Source organism: Paraburkholderia sp. GAS448 (genome assembly GCF_050435685.1).
GTDB lineage: Bacteria > Pseudomonadota > Gammaproteobacteria > Burkholderiales > Burkholderiaceae > Paraburkholderia.
Window position 1 is genome coordinate 32,695 of record NZ_JBNDKT010000028.1, and the last position, 14,919, is coordinate 47,613.

General features: G+C 60.9%; 19 protein-coding genes and 7 pseudogenes. 10 read left to right on the top strand and 16 right to left on the bottom strand.

Annotated elements, in window-relative coordinates:
- Positions 1–67: 67 nt before the first annotated feature.
- Positions 68–166 (bottom strand): annotated as a pseudogene (locus P3T23_RS34720) (DUF3564 family protein); the annotation flags it as partial.
- 492 nt (positions 167–658) lie between these two features.
- Between P3T23_RS34720 and P3T23_RS34725 the strand changes: the two are divergent.
- Both P3T23_RS34725 and P3T23_RS34730 read left to right on the top strand, forming a co-directional pair.
- Entirely contained in the window at positions 659–811 is a 153-nt protein-coding gene (locus P3T23_RS34725; RefSeq protein WP_429320592.1) for a DUF6496 domain-containing protein, read from the top strand.
- Between the two features lie 58 nt (positions 812–869).
- Positions 870–998 (top strand): annotated as a pseudogene (locus P3T23_RS34730) (DUF6723 family protein); the annotation flags it as partial.
- Positions 999–1,055: 57 nt separating this feature from the next.
- Here the strand turns inward: P3T23_RS34730 and P3T23_RS34735 are convergent.
- The 4 genes from P3T23_RS34735 to P3T23_RS34750 form a co-directional block, all read right to left on the bottom strand.
- Positions 1,056–1,367 carry a hypothetical protein gene (locus tag P3T23_RS34735; RefSeq protein ID WP_429320593.1) on the bottom strand — a complete coding sequence of 104 codons (312 nt, stop codon included), beginning with the start codon at positions 1,365–1,367 and terminating at the stop codon, positions 1,056–1,058.
- A complete protein-coding gene (locus tag P3T23_RS34740) occupies positions 1,364–1,738 on the bottom strand; it encodes a phage holin family protein (protein ID WP_429320594.1) in 375 nt (124 codons plus the stop codon). Before P3T23_RS34740 ends, P3T23_RS34735 begins: the two co-directional genes overlap by 4 nt.
- Before the next feature lie 53 nt (positions 1,739–1,791).
- Positions 1,792–2,049, bottom strand: a complete 258-nt coding sequence (locus P3T23_RS34745) for a CsbD family protein (protein WP_429320595.1) — start codon at positions 2,047–2,049, stop codon at positions 1,792–1,794.
- A gap of 315 nt (positions 2,050–2,364) precedes the next feature.
- Complete coding sequence (locus tag P3T23_RS34750) at positions 2,365–2,838, bottom strand: PRC-barrel domain-containing protein (protein WP_429320596.1); 474 nt, start codon at positions 2,836–2,838, stop codon at positions 2,365–2,367.
- A 223-nt stretch (positions 2,839–3,061) separates the two neighbouring features.
- Between P3T23_RS34750 and P3T23_RS34755 the strand changes: the two are divergent.
- Positions 3,062–3,277, top strand: a pseudogene (locus P3T23_RS34755) (IS5/IS1182 family transposase); the annotation flags it as partial.
- A gap of 14 nt (positions 3,278–3,291) precedes the next feature.
- On the opposite strand, the gene P3T23_RS34760 reads toward P3T23_RS34755, so the two are convergent.
- The gene (locus P3T23_RS34760) at positions 3,292–4,134 is read right to left on the bottom strand and encodes a YihY/virulence factor BrkB family protein (RefSeq protein ID WP_429320597.1); all 843 of its coding nucleotides are present in this window, start codon (positions 4,132–4,134) and stop codon (positions 3,292–3,294) included.
- A gap of 80 nt (positions 4,135–4,214) precedes the next feature.
- Positions 4,215–4,607: a PRC-barrel domain-containing protein gene (locus tag P3T23_RS34765; protein ID WP_429320598.1), complete on the bottom strand. Its 393-nt coding sequence runs from the start codon at positions 4,605–4,607 to the stop codon at positions 4,215–4,217.
- Between the two features lie 177 nt (positions 4,608–4,784).
- Between P3T23_RS34765 and P3T23_RS34770 the strand changes: the two genes are divergently transcribed.
- Positions 4,785–4,964, top strand: a complete 180-nt coding sequence (locus P3T23_RS34770; protein ID WP_429320599.1) for a DUF2934 domain-containing protein — start codon at positions 4,785–4,787, stop codon at positions 4,962–4,964.
- Positions 4,965–5,179: 215 nt separating this feature from the next.
- Here the strand turns inward: P3T23_RS34770 and P3T23_RS34775 are convergent.
- From P3T23_RS34775 to P3T23_RS34785, 3 genes and pseudogenes are all read right to left on the bottom strand, one after another.
- Positions 5,180–5,353, bottom strand: a pseudogene (locus tag P3T23_RS34775) (hypothetical protein); the annotation flags it as partial.
- Positions 5,340–6,659 carry a cation:proton antiporter gene (locus tag P3T23_RS34780; RefSeq protein ID WP_429320600.1) on the bottom strand — a complete coding sequence of 440 codons (1,320 nt, stop codon included), beginning with the start codon at positions 6,657–6,659 and terminating at the stop codon, positions 5,340–5,342. The gene P3T23_RS34780 and the pseudogene P3T23_RS34775, both read right to left, overlap by 14 nt.
- Positions 6,660–6,677: 18 nt before the next feature.
- Positions 6,678–7,067 carry a DUF3175 domain-containing protein gene (locus P3T23_RS34785; protein ID WP_429320601.1) on the bottom strand — a complete coding sequence of 130 codons (390 nt, stop codon included), beginning with the start codon at positions 7,065–7,067 and terminating at the stop codon, positions 6,678–6,680.
- Between the two features lie 176 nt (positions 7,068–7,243).
- Here P3T23_RS34785 and P3T23_RS34790 point away from each other — a divergent pair, with 176 nt between their 5' ends.
- From P3T23_RS34790 to P3T23_RS34800, 3 genes and pseudogenes are all read left to right on the top strand, one after another.
- Positions 7,244–7,795, top strand: a complete 552-nt coding sequence (locus tag P3T23_RS34790) for a ferritin-like domain-containing protein (RefSeq protein WP_429320602.1) — start codon at positions 7,244–7,246, stop codon at positions 7,793–7,795.
- A 136-nt stretch (positions 7,796–7,931) separates the two neighbouring features.
- Complete coding sequence (locus P3T23_RS34795; protein WP_429320653.1) at positions 7,932–8,093, top strand: DUF1328 family protein; 162 nt, start codon at positions 7,932–7,934, stop codon at positions 8,091–8,093.
- Positions 8,094–8,741: 648 nt separating this feature from the next.
- A pseudogene (locus P3T23_RS34800) lies at positions 8,742–8,921 on the top strand (IS4 family transposase); the annotation flags it as partial.
- Positions 8,922–8,950: 29 nt separating this feature from the next.
- Here P3T23_RS34800 and P3T23_RS34805 read toward each other — a convergent pair.
- The 4 genes and pseudogenes from P3T23_RS34805 to P3T23_RS34820 form a co-directional block, all read right to left on the bottom strand.
- Positions 8,951–9,424, bottom strand: a complete 474-nt coding sequence (locus P3T23_RS34805) for a PRC-barrel domain-containing protein (RefSeq protein WP_429320603.1) — start codon at positions 9,422–9,424, stop codon at positions 8,951–8,953.
- 295 nt (positions 9,425–9,719) lie between these two features.
- Positions 9,720–9,956: pseudogene (locus P3T23_RS34810) on the bottom strand (response regulator); the annotation flags it as partial.
- A gap of 21 nt (positions 9,957–9,977) precedes the next feature.
- Positions 9,978–10,502, bottom strand: a complete 525-nt coding sequence (locus P3T23_RS34815) for an ATP-binding response regulator (RefSeq protein ID WP_429320604.1) — start codon at positions 10,500–10,502, stop codon at positions 9,978–9,980.
- Entirely contained in the window at positions 10,453–10,776 is a 324-nt protein-coding gene (locus P3T23_RS34820) for a GAF domain-containing protein (protein WP_429320605.1), read from the bottom strand. Before P3T23_RS34820 ends, P3T23_RS34815 begins: the two co-directional genes overlap by 50 nt.
- A gap of 106 nt (positions 10,777–10,882) precedes the next feature.
- Here P3T23_RS34820 and tnpA point away from each other — a divergent pair.
- Positions 10,883–11,383 (top strand): annotated as a pseudogene (gene tnpA / locus P3T23_RS34825) (IS200/IS605 family transposase).
- Here the strand turns inward: tnpA and P3T23_RS34830 are convergent.
- Complete coding sequence (locus P3T23_RS34830) at positions 11,345–11,923, bottom strand: hemerythrin domain-containing protein (protein ID WP_429320606.1); 579 nt, start codon at positions 11,921–11,923, stop codon at positions 11,345–11,347. The pseudogene tnpA and the gene P3T23_RS34830 sit on opposite strands and share 39 nt — an antisense overlap.
- A 542-nt stretch (positions 11,924–12,465) precedes the next feature.
- The gene (locus tag P3T23_RS34835; RefSeq protein ID WP_429320607.1) at positions 12,466–13,758 is read right to left on the bottom strand and encodes an NRAMP family divalent metal transporter; all 1,293 of its coding nucleotides are present in this window, start codon (positions 13,756–13,758) and stop codon (positions 12,466–12,468) included.
- Positions 13,759–14,155: 397 nt separating this feature from the next.
- Here P3T23_RS34835 and P3T23_RS34840 point away from each other — a divergent pair, with 397 nt between their 5' ends.
- Complete coding sequence (locus P3T23_RS34840; protein WP_429320608.1) at positions 14,156–14,452, top strand: hypothetical protein; 297 nt, start codon at positions 14,156–14,158, stop codon at positions 14,450–14,452.
- 159 nt (positions 14,453–14,611) lie between these two features.
- On the top strand, positions 14,612–14,776 hold the full coding sequence (locus P3T23_RS34845) for a DUF1488 family protein (protein WP_429320609.1): 165 nt from the start codon (positions 14,612–14,614) through the stop codon (positions 14,774–14,776).
- Positions 14,777–14,919 lie beyond the last annotated feature (143 nt).

The following is a 14,919-nucleotide window of genomic DNA, read 5'->3' on the forward strand; positions in this document are numbered from 1 at the left end:
ACCACGCACGGGGCGATAGATGCGGGCGTTGCTCGCTGCAAGCGCTCATTGACGGGATCGGGCGTTGCTGCCGCGACCACGCTTGCTTGACGATATCGAGCCACAACACGGCGTACTCGTGGCTGACGGTAGGATCGGAACAATTGATCAGAATCGACAGGCGCATGCGGTTTTCCTTTGAGGTTGTTCCTTGCCTCTGAGGGTGCTTACCCCGCGACGCGCTCTTTTTGCAAAGCTTGCCGTGAGGCATGTAGATCTTCCATCATCCGCAGAGTCAACTCGCCGCGTATGTACGCTTCTACACGTGATCTGGATAGCGCGCGCATTCTTGATGCCGCGGACTGCGGTTGACGTCGAATCTCATTCAACGGTTTTTCCCGCGCTCGCTCGCGTGTAATTTTGCTTTACTCCAGGCAAGCAGCGGGATTGACAACGTTCGGTTACCCGCGGCCATCCGGATTCCTGACGCAGGTACTCCAACTGGATACCACGCGTCGCAGACGCGCATTCCTGCAAGTCCGGGTTATCCCAGTGACGCAGCAAGTGCAATACCCGTCTCGATACGATTGCGGGAACGCGTCATGCTGACAGTTATGAGGGCGAGGGCTGCGCTATGCCCGTCGTCTCAATCAGGACCGCAGTGTCAAAGGAGAACGTCATGCCACTGAAGAGAGGAACGTCCAGGGAAACCATATCCAGAAACATCAAGACAGAAACGAAACATGGCAAACCGAAAAAGCAGGCGGTGGCGATCGCATTGAATCAGGCACGCAAGTCAGGCGCCAGGATTCCAAAGAAAAGCGACCAGTGATCTTCGGCAACGCGCGGCCGAATGCGGCCATGCGCTCGTATTTGTTGGCGTCGCGTGGAGGATCCTGTTCCCGTTCGGCGGCGCGCCGCAGATCGGACCTTACGCGACGCCGGCCGAAGCGCGCGAAGCGGCAGTGGAGTATGGCCGCAAAATCATTGCGGCAGACCGGGCCGCGCCCGAAGCGTAACGCCGCTTTGGAAAAGGTACGCGGTGCGATGCAGACTTTGCTGCCCGTGGTGGCTCACTAATGCGCGACGAAAGCTCTGACATTGCGCGCAACCCAACCGGTCAGACCCGTACGCAGCACGATGGGCACGATACGCTTCGGCCCGAGCAGCAACGAGCCGAGCAAGATGGAGCCGAGCAACGTGACGTTCGGCGCCGCGATCAGCGCGCGGCTGATATTCGATAGCGTCAACACGTTCTCGCGCGGCCTGAACGTGTGCTCGCCCATCCGCAAGCCGACGTTGGCCGCAAGCAGTTGTGTGCGCGTCAACTCCATGCGGGTGAGCACGGCCGCTTCGAGTTCTTGCCGCAATCGGGCGCGATGGTTCATTTGAGTGCCTCCTTGACCGTTTCGAGATCGGCTCGCAGTTCGTCTTTCAACACGCCGAACGACTGCCCCGGCCGTTGCGTGCGACATATCAGCAGCGCCGCGACCGATGCGATCAACCAGACCACCGCGATACCCCACACCACCGCGAGGAAGTAGGGCGTATTCCACGCCGACGCAATCAGCGCGAAGCAGAAGAATGACAGTGTGAAGAGCCCGCTGACCGCGAGCACGACGAGCGCGATGATCTCGCGGATTACGCGTGCGCGCGTCTCGGCCAGTTCGATCGAGAACAGCTGGCCGTAGTCGGACAGACGGGCAACGAGGAACTGCGACACATTGCGCCAGCGGTCGAGCTTCGAGTGAATCGACATGGCCACCCTCCTGCGAAGGACGCTGTCAGAAAGCAGGGTGAAGCGTCATTCACTCACTCGCGGTTCCAGGCCCACAACGCGCCCAGTGCGAAGCCGATGCCGACCGCGGCGCCCAGCACCGCCAGCGGGTTATCAGCGATCGCCTCGCGCGCGACGACCGCTGCGTCGGCCACGAGCTGTTGTGATTTGCCGCACAGCGCCTTTGCCTTGCCGGACAACTGCATGCCGGCGTCGCCGAGCATTTCGCCGGCCACGCCCTGCGCGTCGCCCGCCACTTCGCGGATTACGCCTTCTGCCTTCGTCGTTTCCATGATCTTGCTCCTCTCTGTGCCACTCGTTTGCGGAATAATGCTCGAACATACCGCGATTGCGCGCTGACGGCCGATGACTCATGAGTGCGTCAGCACAGCATCCGTATCCTCGGCCGTGCGCTCCGAGGCTGTGCCTTCCGTGCTGCCACTACCGCGAGTTCCGCCGTCGCCAACGCGTTGCGGGCGTGCTCGCGTAGATCGTCGACTGCATAGGGCTAGCGTCGGGTCCGCGTGCGAGCGGATCAGCATGCCCGCCAACAGCTGCGCACATCAGAGCGGCCGTCCGCGTGGGACGGCCTGCTCCTTGGTGCCTTTTCAGTGCTCGCTCGGCCGGAAAGCGGGGTCGTTTTCCACTGCCTCCTGGGTCGCTGACCAGTACGGCTGCCGGTTGTAGTAGCTGTAGGTTGACTCTCCCCACTTCGCATCTGCCATCGTCGGCCAGTGGTCCTTGTCGAAGCCCGGGTCATCCTTGAGGCGTTGCGCCGTAATGTCGACCAGGAAGCACTTCTCGTCTGTATCGAGAGTCAGCGCACTCCACGGGATGGCGTGCAGATTTGATCCCATCCCGAGGAAACCTCCCTCAGACAACACGGCATAGGCAATACGTCCGCTTCTGACGTCCAGCATGATGTCTGAAATCTTTCCCACGTGTTCTCCGTCCGAGGACATCACCTTGTTTCCATCAAGCGTTGCTGCGGCCATGATGTCCGGCCCTGGCCCTTCGCCCATCCCACCACCGGCGATATTCGCTCCGCCGCGAGCGCCACCTTGCGGATTAATTGAGCCCATGATTTACCTCCATCGAAAATGGTGCTCCAGTGACGCGCAAGCGGCGTTCCCGAGCCTTCGGCTGCGGACCTGATCGTGCGGTAAGTGGATGCTCTCATCCGGCTCGAATATCGCTGAGGCGTAGCACTGATTCCGACAAAGTTCGATTAGGGCTACTAGAAAGCCTGGTTAAGGCTACGCTGAAAAAGGTCAAGGCCGTTGGGCAGTGAATCGTTAAATGCGGATGAAACAACAAACCCTTGCGATGGCGGCCGATCAAGGCGCCGGATTTGAACAGTACCGTCGGCCAACCAAACGTGGTCTGTTCCTTGAGACGATGGTGCAGATCGTGCCGTGGACGCAACTTTGCGAGGTTGTCGAGCCGTACTATCCGAAGGGTGTGGGCGGAAGGCCGCCTGTTAGCCTGGAGCGGATGCTACGAATGTATTTCGTGCAGCACCGTTCGGGCGCAATTCAACGGGTGACGAGTCCCTGTCCGGGCGGCGGCCCGGCATCGGTACCGGAAGATTCATACTGGGAGATCACCTGGGCGCCAAACAGCAGCAGCGTGGCGAGCCATTCGAGACTGAAGAGGATCACGATGGCAGTCGTCAACGAGCCGTAGACCACGCTGACCTGTGACAACGTGGCGAAATACCAGACCAGCACATGCCGCGTGATTTCCCACAGCAGGGCCGCCGTCACGCCGTCGAACAACGCGTGCCGCAGCACGGGACGGCCAGCCGGCATCACGAGGTAAATCGAGGTCAGCACGAAGATTTCGCCCGCCACGCCGAGCATATACAGCAGCGCGCGCGATAATCCCTGCAGCGAAAGATGGCGGCCGAACAGGTCGACACCTTGCGCGCCGACCGCCTGCAAGCCGGTGGAGACGAATGTGACGATCAGCAGGCCGACGCCGAGAAAGAGGATATAGCAATACGGCAGCAGCGCCGACAGCATGAAATGACGCCGGCGGATCGCCACCCGGTGCACGAAGATCACTGACATCGCGTTCTCCAGCACGGTGAAGGCAAGCGAGCTGAAGAAGAACATCGTCACGAGCAGTACCCAGCCAATCACCGCGCGGTGCGCGAGGAAATTGGCAAGTTCATGGACGAGCGCGTTGACCTGGCCCGGCACCAGCCAGCGCAGCAAACGCGCAAGCGTGTCGAGCAGAAGGCGCGGTTCCACCAGGTGCGACAGCGCAATGACAATCAGGATCAGAAGTGGAACAATTGAAAGGAAAGCGTAATAAGCTACCGCACCGGCCAGCAGCATGCCCTGATTGGCGCGAAAGGCCTTCAGCGACTGCAACAGGAAAGCGCCCGGATGGCGCGCAATGCTGCGCGCGGTGTAGTGTGTCGAAGCTCATGGCTGCGGCGCGAGGATCGCGCCTACTCGGGCGCGTACTTGAATTCGGGCAACGCCTCCACGGACTTCTTCGTCGCGTCCGGCAGGATGAGCTGCCGGCGGTCGATTTGCAGATCGCGGAACGGCACCGCCACCAGATGCTTGCCCATCCCCAGAAATCCGCCCACTGACAGGATTGCATAGGCGCTGCTGTCGTTCGGCGCGACGACGAGGTCGTCCACCGTGCCGACCTTGTCCTTTTCGCGGTTATAGACGACTGCGCCTTCGAGCCTGGAGGCCCGGTATCCAGCGGAGAGCTGGACGACATCAGTCCGCGTTTCCGTAACGGATTGAGGTGCCCCTTGAGCCAGCGCACCTGCGTTAAAAATCGCGGCGAGGAGTCCCGCGGAAACAAGCGTGGTCGTTCGTTGAATCATGGTTTTCACCTTCTGTCGGCAAGGGAACATGCAGCGACAGAGGCAAAAGTCGTGCCGCGGTGCAGGCCCGGCAAGGAACAGCGCTTGCTCCGCTCCAGATTGCCGCCGCGCGATCCTTTGCAAAGGTTCCACAGGCCCGGGGCGGGTCTTTTTTCTGGTCTCACGAGGAGCATGAACATGGAAGACATGTCGGTGGAAGAACGCGTCAGGATTAGGGCTTACCATTTGTGGGAAAAGGCGGCCGAGCCCAAGGGGACACCTGAGGAATACTGGGAACAGGCTCGTGCCGAGATCGACGATGAAGACGCGCAGGCCGACGCTTCAGGCGTGCCTACGGAGCCGCCCGGAACACTGTGACGGTCTCCCGCGAACCGCCGCCCGCGCGGTCCACGACGCCGGTGGCGCCGTCGGGCCTGCCCGGCATCGAAGGCCTGATCACGCTGGCCGTGGGCGTCACGTTGGCGGCCGCGCTGTACTTTGCGCGCGCGGTGCTCGAGCGCAATTTTCGCGTCGTCCGCGCGCAGTTCCTCGACTTCCTGCGAAGCCTGCCAGAAAAACAGGTAGGGGCTGATGGTGGTGCCGAACACCGCGACAACGGTCGTGATGTATTCGTTGCTCCACGTCAGATGCGGCCATACGGTGCGCGCGGCCAGTGTCGTCCACGGAATCTGCACCGCGAAGCGCGATGACGCGGCCCATGCATTCTCGCGGGCCGGACCGCGCGCTGCCGGCTCAACGGGCCACACCGCGCAGACGCTGATACCAATTCATCAGTGGCGTTGCGGAGATGCCGTGCATCACCACCGAAGCGGTCACCACAGCCAGCGCGAACGGCACGAGGGGCAGCACGTCGGCGCGCGGGCCGGATTCGAGCGCGTACGCGAGGTAGTAAAACGAGCCGATCCCGCGGATGCCGAACCAGCTCATCAGGCGCCGCTGCGCCTGCGAGGCTTGTGATCCGATGAGCGATGCTTCGACGGCAAGCGGTCGAACAAGCACAAACAATGCGACGATGAAGGCCGCGCTCGACCACGTGAACAGGGGGAGAGGTAGCGTCGAAAGGACGTTGCCGATGATCATCATCGTAGCCATCCCGGCGATCCGTTCGAGTTCGATTGTGAAGCCCAACACCGATTCGGCCATATAGGCGTGCGCTTTCTTCGGATGGGCGGCGGTCGCTTCGATATCTCCGGGATCGACGGTGCCGATTGCGGCAAGCGGCGAACGCGCGCCGCTCGCCCGGTGCTCGGCCCGGCGCATCGCGACACCCGCCGCGAACACGGCAAGGAATCCGAATGTGTGGAGCAGTTGCGCAGCGCCGTACGAGAGTTCGATCAACCCAAGCGCGAAGAAGCCTTCGAGGCCAATGGTCTGCACACGACGTGTGCGCAGCCAGGCCACCGCATGCGTCGTCGTCCAGCTCAGCAGCGCGCCCACGGCGATTGCGCCAGCGATGCCCCATGCCGTCATGCCCAGAAAATCGGCCGAGAACACGTGCTGTGCGTCTGCTCGTGCGCTTGGACACAGCGCGAGCCCAGCGAGCACGAACGGCAGCGCGACGCCGTCGTTCAGGCCGCCTTCGCCGGAGAGCGCGAAGCGCACGCGGTCCAGATCGCTGGAGTGGCGCACTTGCACGTCGTGCGCGAGCACCGGGTCGGTCGGCGCGAGCAGGGCGGCAAGCAGCAACGACGGTCCCCAGCCAAGTTGCAATATGCCGACGCCAGCCAGCGTCAGGAGCGGCACCGTGACGATCATCGCGAGGAAGCCGAGCCGCAGCGGCAGGCCCCACAACGGGTCGAGTACCGGCACCCTCAGCCTCAAGCCGGTCGCGAACAGCGACACCAGCAGCGCGACCTGCGTGAGGAGGCGCAGCATCCCCGCATCGTGGGGGAGGGAGAGCGCAAGCAGTCCGACGCCCGCCGGGCCGAGCGCGAAGCCGGCAGCCAGATAGAACATCGCGGTGCTGCAAGGCAGGCGCTCGACCATCGAACTCGCAATGCCCATTGCCACGAAGATGCCGCCGACGATAAGAAACCACTGTGTCTCGTGCATGCCGCATGCGCCTGGCGCTCAGGGCTCGCGACCGAATGCTTCGCGCAACTTGCGCCTGGCTTTTTCGAGCACGTCGCGGCGCGACCTGGGAAGGTTTTTGCCGGCCCGGTTGATATAGAAGTTCAGCATCGATATGGCCGATTGAAACGGCGTGCCTTTGCGACGGCGGCTGTGCGTGGACGAACGTTTCTGTGATTGCGCGATCGGGTCCGCACTGCCTGTGCTGAAGAAACCGGCGTCGAGATCCATCGCGTCGCTTGTTTCCATCACGTGATGCGACCAGCGCTTAGGCGACTTGCTCGCGCTCTGGCGGCTTCGATGCGCGGCGCCCGCCTGCGCGTGACGCTGGCGGGGCGGCCGGCCGCTACAGCGCCGCGTCGAGGGGGGAGGGGATTTCGTACGTGGCATGCGGGCCTCTGAGCAAGAGCAAGGGCGGTTTCAGCTGGAAAGCGCGCAATCCCTATGCCAGGACATGCCAGGGACATGCCGCGATATCCCGGGACTTTCGGATACGGGCACGGAGAATGCTGAATAGCCGCTGAATCCAGTCGCCTTTTCGGCGTATTTGAACTATGGAGAACCTCATGTCACAGAAGCCTTTCTTGAGCGACATCGATACCATCCGCAAGCGCGCCCGCGAGCATATTGCAGAGGGGGCCGTAACCGCAGGCTATCGTGCCGACCGCGAGACCGTCCTGAAGCTCCTCAACGATGCGCTCGCCACTGAAATCGTTTGCACGCTGCGCTATCGCCGCCACCATTTCATGGCGAAGGGCATTCAGTCGAAAAGCATTGCTGACGAATTCCTGCAGCACTCGAACGAGGAGCAGCAGCACGCCGACCAGATCGCCGGGCGCATTGTGCAGATCGGCGGTGAGCCGAATTTCTCGCCCGACGGACTGCTCTCGCGCAGCCACGCGGAATACGTCGAAGGCGAGACGCTGGTCGACATGATTCGCGAGGACCTGGTCGCCGAGCGCGTTGCGATCGACAGCTACCGCGAGATTGTGCAGTACCTCTCCGACAAGGACCCGACGTCGCGTCGGGTGATGGAGAACATTCTTGCTGTCGAAGAGGAACACGCGGACGAGATGGCGGATTTGCTCGCAGGCTTACCAGAAAAGGTCAGGAAATAGCCGCGCGGGCACCATGCTTAAACGTACGAATGAACAAGCATTGGACGAAGCGGAAAGAAGCTCAAAAAGCGGCGAGGCAAAACCGACTTGCAACAGCGTTATCGCCCATTGGGCGAACTATAAGGAGGGAAGTGCCATGCTTCAATATGCGCTCATTTTCTTCATCATCGCAATCATCGCGGCGGTCCTTGGTTTCGGCGGCATCGCTGTCGGCGCGGCGGCCATTGCGAAGATCCTGTTCTACATCTTTGTCGTGATTTTCCTGGTCACGCTGCTGCTCGGCGTCGCCAGACGATGAAGGTGATCTAAGGCCGGGAACCGATCGCAATATTGATCTTCAGATTGCAGCTATTACCACAAGAATTGCAAGGATTGCCAAGTCAAACGGCTGCTCATGCTTGCAACGGGCAGCCGTTTTTATTCTCGTGCAGGGGACATGTTTCGTCGTGGCGCGCTTCGTGCCGGACCATAGGCACGTGATGGAGGCAAGATGAACGACCCCCACGCTCTCTACCGTTCGCGGGAGGTATGATGGCACGCGCAATCTGGCAAGGAGGGATCAGCTTCGGCCTTGTGTATGTGCCGGTGGCGGACCAGCATGTGAGCGGGCTCCGTCTGCCACTTGCCTCGCAGCATGTGGCACTTCGGATTCGCCGATTTTTCGTTAAGACAGCGAGGCAAGCACGATCCACTGCCTTCTGACATGAGCGTTGAACGCGTCACCCGTTTCGCGATCAGCTGTCGAGTTCAAGTGCGACGTCTCGGCGATTTCGACCTGCTCATGGAGGTCGTCCGGCAAGCCTGCTCGTGATGTCCGGTGGCAGCGATCGAACGATGGCAAGGGCAGGCATCCTGCAACCCGATGCAATTTCGGAAGCCCGGCTGAAAGACCAAAATCGTCTGCCGCACGACGCGACTTCATAGCGCCGCTTAGGGCTGGCGAGACGAAATGATGTGGGCCGCCGTGACCCCGGCATTGGCAAAGTTGCCGGCATGCCTTCAGCGTCTGGGTGAACGGCTCAAGGCCTTGCCCAATGAAAAACGACCCGGCCGCGCAGGCGACCGGGTCGTTAAATCCCGCCCTCAACGTTACACCGTTCGATACGTTAAAAAGGACCTTAACTGAACAGCATTAGCCCGGAGTGCCGCTTTTTTTTAATGTTCGAGCGGTCTGTTCGCAGGGTCGCTTGCCACGACTTCATTGGTCACTGACCAATATGGCTGCCGGTTGTAATAGCTGTGCGTCGTTGCCGCCCACTTCGCGTCAGCCATCGACGGCCAGTGGTCCTTGTCGAACCCCGGGTCGTCCTTGAGGCGCTGCGCTGATATGTCGACATAGAAGCACTTCTTGTCCGTATCGAGAGTCAGCGCACTCCACGGGATGGCGTGCAGGTTAGAACCCATTCCGAGGAAACCTCCCTCAGACAGCACGGCATAGGCGATGCGTCCGCTCCGGACGTCCAGCATGATGTCCGAAATCTTCCCCACGTGTTCGCCATCAGCTGACATGACCTTATTCCCATCGAGCGTTGCTGCAGCCATGATGTCCGGCCCCGGTCCTTCGCCGATACCACCACCGACGATGCTGGCTCCGCCTCGGGTGTTACGTTGCGGGTTGATTGAGCCCATGATTCACCTCCTTCAGAAAGATGGTGCCAGTCATACGCAAACGGCGTACCCGAGTTGGCGACGACGACCGATACGTGATGCCAGCGAGCTGACAGCGCGTCGTGCCTGACTTGCACGCGTTGCTTCGGCGAGCATTGTCAGCACGATACGGCGGATAAGTTCCGCTATGCCGTTTCTCACGTATCGCGAAAGAGCCAGGCAGGAAATATCTGATGTACTCGAATATTTTATCCGGGACAGGCTGCCAACCCTTCTCGCGCCTGGATCACGCTACCGGCGTAATCTGCATTGAAGATTACGGGGATGCCAGTAGCGCCGCACGGGCGGCGTAGTCCACGGGTTTGACCAGGTGGGCGTTGAAGCCGGCTTGACGGGACTTTTGCCGATCTTCCTCGTGACCCCAGCCGGTTAGGGCCACCAGCACAATGCTCTTGCCCCACGGCTCTTCGCGTATCCGGCGGGCCGCTTCATAGCCACTGATCTTCGGTAAGCCGATATCGAGCAGCACCACGTCCGGCTTGAGCGTCGCGGCTTGTTCGAGCGCTTACCGCCGTCAAACGCCGGTGTGAACCTCGTTGCCGGTCAGCTTGAGCAACATGGCGAGCGACTCGACCGAATCCCGGTTGTCATCGACAACGAGAACGCCGCGCGGCGTGGTCATGGTCCGCTCGCCAATCGCAGTCTCCGTCTTTGCCCGCTGCGAAGGTGCAACTGTGACGGGCAGACGCACGATGAATTCGCTGCCCTGACCGATACCGGCACTGCAGGCCTGTACCGTGCCGCCGTGCAGCTCCACCAGGCTTTTCACCAGCGTCAGGCCGAGACCCAGGCCGCTCTGCGAGCGCTCCAGAGACGTATCGACCTGCATGAACATGTCGGAGATGTGGGGCAGCTTGTCGCCCGCGATTCCGACGCCGGCGTCGCGTACCCGGACTACGGCCTCTGTGCCCTCCTGCTCGACCGTGAGCCAGATGCGCCCGCCGTTTTCCGTGAACTTGCACGCATTGTTCAAGAGGTTGCCCACGACTTCAGCCAGTCGTGCCGGGTCGGCGTCGACGAACAGTGGTGTCGGTGGCAACGTGACGATCAGCTCGAGTTTCGAACGTTGCCAGGCTTTCCAGCATGCGCTGGTTTTCACTATCGAATTTGCGGGTTTCATCGTGCGCGACAACCCAAACGGTGCCGACAGCCTGGCCGTCGACGTGGAAGGGCACCAGCAATCCTTCAACCAGCAACGGAAGAACGCCCGCGAACTGAGGGTAATAGAGGTGCGGATTGGAGAATAACAGCGTGCTGTTGCGATCGAGGACGGTGCCGCAGGGGCCATAGTCCCGCGGGGTGCTTCCCAACATAACTCAGTGAGGTAAGCCCCTGGCCCTGCCGGGGGACTCGCCAAGGTTTGATCTTTACGAGGGTCAGCGCGAATTTCCTGTCTCCGCCAAGAGAAGGAGATTCACGATGAAAGAGTATCAAAGCCTGAGCCACACGAGATGGGACTGCAAGTATCACGTGGTGTTCATCGTGAAGCGAAGGAAGAAACGGATTTTCGGCGCGTTGCGGCGCCAGCTTGGAGAAATATTTCACGAGCTGGCGGCCCACAAGGAGTCGAAAATTGTCGAAGGGCATCTGATGGGGGACCACGTTCACATGTGCTTGAGCATTCCGCCGAAGTATGCGGTATCGAATGTAGTCGGTTACATCAAGGGCAAGAGTGCGATTCAGATAGCGCGAAAGTTCGGAGCGCGGCAATGAAATTTCACCGGCGAGCACTTTTGGGCCCGAGGCTACTTCGTATCCACGGTGGGGCTGGATGAGCACATGGTCCGAGCGTACATCCGCAATCAGGAGGAAGAGCACGAGCGGTACGATGGGGTAAGCCGCCACGGGCGGCTCACGGTTTTATGGGCGCCTTCGAGGCGCTCACAATTTCATGCCACCGGCTTTGCCGGTGGTATTTGACGACGTTCGATCGCCGGCGTCGCCAGCCAGTTTCGCCTGCAGTTGCGCTTTCCGCTTCGTGATCCGCTCGCCCAGCGCGACAAGATCCAGCCCGGCTTTGCGCAATTCCGGAAAGAGTTCTGCCTCCTCTTCCTCGACGTGGTGCTTCACGTTCTCGGCCATCACCTTGAACGTGGCGTCGAAACCCTTGGCGCCAGCCTGGAGTGTGGTGAACTTTCCTATCAGCGTTTTGACCAGAAAGTGCTCCACATAGGCTTCGTCGACATCCTTCTGCGCGTCGCCTGTCAGTGCTTCGTGGGCAGCCGGGTACAGAAGCTCTTCTTCGATCATTGCGTGAATGGTCAATTCCTCGCAGGCCCGCCTTACCAGGGTGTTCTTTGCGTCGAGATCGTCGTCCCCTGTTTTTTCAAATGCGGTAAAAAGCTTTTCAACCGCCCGATGATCCGCTTCGAGCAGTACGAATGCGTCGCTATCCGGCCGGGTCCCCGACCTCGATGGGTCGGACTCGCGGGCTTGTGTCTTTTCAGGGGCGTTGGCCATGACGACTCCTTGTATGGGTGAGGGGCATCCGGATGCAGCAAGGCGTGCGCCAGCCCTCGGGCGCGGCCGTGCGCGCTGCGAAGTGCAGTGCCGGCGGCTGGCATGCTTCGGGTTTGGCTCAATGCAAAACTGACCAGCGGGCAACCGGCGCGAGCATCGGTTAGTCGACGTGTGGACGGCTGGGCCTTTCCTGCCGCCGTCGGAACGCGTGCGGGGCACGCGTCGTGCTGATTCTCCACTGTGGGACTACCAAATACCCGCAACGGAGGACACATCATGCCTTACTTACCTGGCTGGCTTCCTGGCGTACCGTTGATCGTGCTGGTGATCCTGTACTTCATTTTTCATTGATCAGCAATGGAGCACGCGCCTGCTGTCGCGATTACGCAGACTACCTGTTGAGGAGGTGCCTTCGGGTTGGGGGAATGCCATCGCGCACGTGCGCGCGCATTCACCCATGATCGCCGAATGCCAGCCGCACGGCAGCACCGGCGCATGACGGCCCGGTTGCACATGGTCGCGATCCACTTCACTGTCGATCGTTAAATCGCCAGAAGCACAAACATTGCAGCCACCGCAATACCCATCACGCCGGTCGCAAGCCAGCCCACAACCCGGACGCTACCCGCGATGGTGAATTCCCCCATAACGCCCGGATGCGCCGCCACCTTCATAACGAGTACCATGATCGGGACCGACGTCACACCGTTGATGACGGCACTCCAGAACAGCGCCTTGATCGGGTCGATTGACGTGAAGCCGAGCGCCAGGCCCACGACGGTGGCCAGCACGATGATCCCGTAGAACCGCTTCGCAAGACGCGGTTCCAGTTCGAGACTGTTTTTCCACCGGAAGGCGCCGGCCATCGCATAGGCGGCCGAGCCGGCGAGAACTGGCAATGCAAGCAATCCCGTGCCGATGATGCCGAGGCTGAAGAGCAGGAATGCAAACTGTCCTGCGATCGGTTTGAGTGCCGTCGCGGCCTGTGCGGAGGTCTGGATATCGGTCACATTGTGGGCGTGGAGGGTCGCGGCCGTCGTAAGTATGATGAAGAACGCAATCAGGTTCGAGAAGCCCATGCCGATCCAGGTATCGGATCCAATGCGTCTCAGGTTCCTCAGGGCCAGCCAGGGCGCCTTCTTCAGCGCGTGTTGCCCGGCGGCTGCTTCCAGGTCCTCTACCTCCTGGGAGGCCTGCCAGAAAAACAGGTACGGGCTGATGGTTGTGCCGAACACCGCGACGATGGTTGTCAGATAGGCGCCACTCCATGTCGGGTGGGGAATCACGGTTCGGGCCGCCACAGTCATCCACGGAATCTTCACGGCAAACACGACGCCCACGTACGCAAACAGCGGGAGCGTGAGCCATTTGAGCACCTTCACGTAGCTTTTGTAGGGGACGAAAACCTGCAGGGCGAGTGAAAACAGGGCGAGCCCGATCATGTAAAGGCGTGTGGGGCCGCCTACGACCAGATTGACGGCCGCGCCCATGGCGGTCAGGTCGGCGGCAATGTTGATCGTATTGGCGACAAGCAGAAGTACCACTGCGCCGTAGAGAAGCGGCACCGGATAGTGGCGCCGGATATTTGTTGCCAGTCCGTGGCCGCTGACCCGCCCGATCCGCGCGCTGATGATCTGGATGGCGACCATCAGCGGATACGTGAGCAGCACCGTCCACAGGATGTTGTAGCCGAATGCTGCGCCGGCCTGCGAGTAGGTGGCAATGCCGCTCGGGTCATCGTCGGCTGCGCCGGCAATCACCCCGGGGCCGAGTTTCTCATGCCACGGGCTGGCCGGGCGCTCCTGTGCTGACGAGGAGGTGAGGTTGGTTCCCATACGAACTCCGTTACCCGGGGCGGGTGGCAATGCACATGATTGGTGTACCATCCGCACCGTCGCTGGTGCCGGCTGATCGTCGCGACATTGACCCGCGGTGACGGCGTCCCTGCTGCCAATGGCATTGCGCAATGCGCGTGCCCGAACCAGCGATTGGCGAGCGCGGAGCCGGTTGTTTTAGTTGGGTACCAGACCCGCAGCGCTCCCCTCTGATCAAGCCGAGCGTTCAGGCCTGCGCCCGACCCGTCTCGGGGGGGGATGAAACAGCTAACTACTCAAGGCACCGGCAAACAACGCTGATGATTGCTCCGACCCTATCGATGCAATCGATGCATGCGGCCCGGTTCTTGCAAGGGTGGGAATGAACGCATGCGCTTGTATCATGAGAGATGCAATCATGGGCTCAAGAATCCATTACCAGATGAATATCTGCGGCGGCGATTTCACGCACGTCAGAGAATGCTTCCGCGACTGGAAGTCGCAGCCGCTCGTGTACCGCTGGAACCAGCGGATGTTCGAGGGAAAAGAGGATGTGCATCCTCTGTCGGGACGGGTTTTCAACAACGGCGAAGTCGCGCATCGGGCGCTCGAGCGCATGTGCGGACCCGGCGATTCCTACGCGCTCGCCGCTGAGATTTGCGACGGCGAGCACGACCTGTGGCTAGTGATGGCAGCGTTCGAAGAAGTCGCTTGAATAGGCCCGCGCGCTGGCCGATGCTGGCGCGACCGTGCGCTCGTCATCTGAAGAATGAGGCGCATGCACGCGAACTGAAACGCTGTGCCGCATGTATCCGAGGCGGGAAGGGTTCGTCACTAGCGCGATTCTGCTGCGGCCAACCTTGAGGATTCCCTTATGCACATCGCTTTTCCCGACGACCAGCCGGTCTTCGACGGCGCGAACCTGATAGTGCGCTTTACGGCGAGCGTCGACGGCGAGCCGGTTGAATGCACGATTGCAGCCGAGGCGCTGGAAGATCAAGATAGCATAGGTATCCTTACCAGGCATCTGACTAAATAGTTTCCGCAGCAGTCAAGTATCTTTTGCAGACATCACGCAAGACTTACAGCCGATGCTTGTGGCAGCCGGTGTGGCAGTGGCAGCGATAGCACCAAAAACCGTGACAGCCAGCACGCCGTGGCACCCGTGACAGCGAAAGAAAC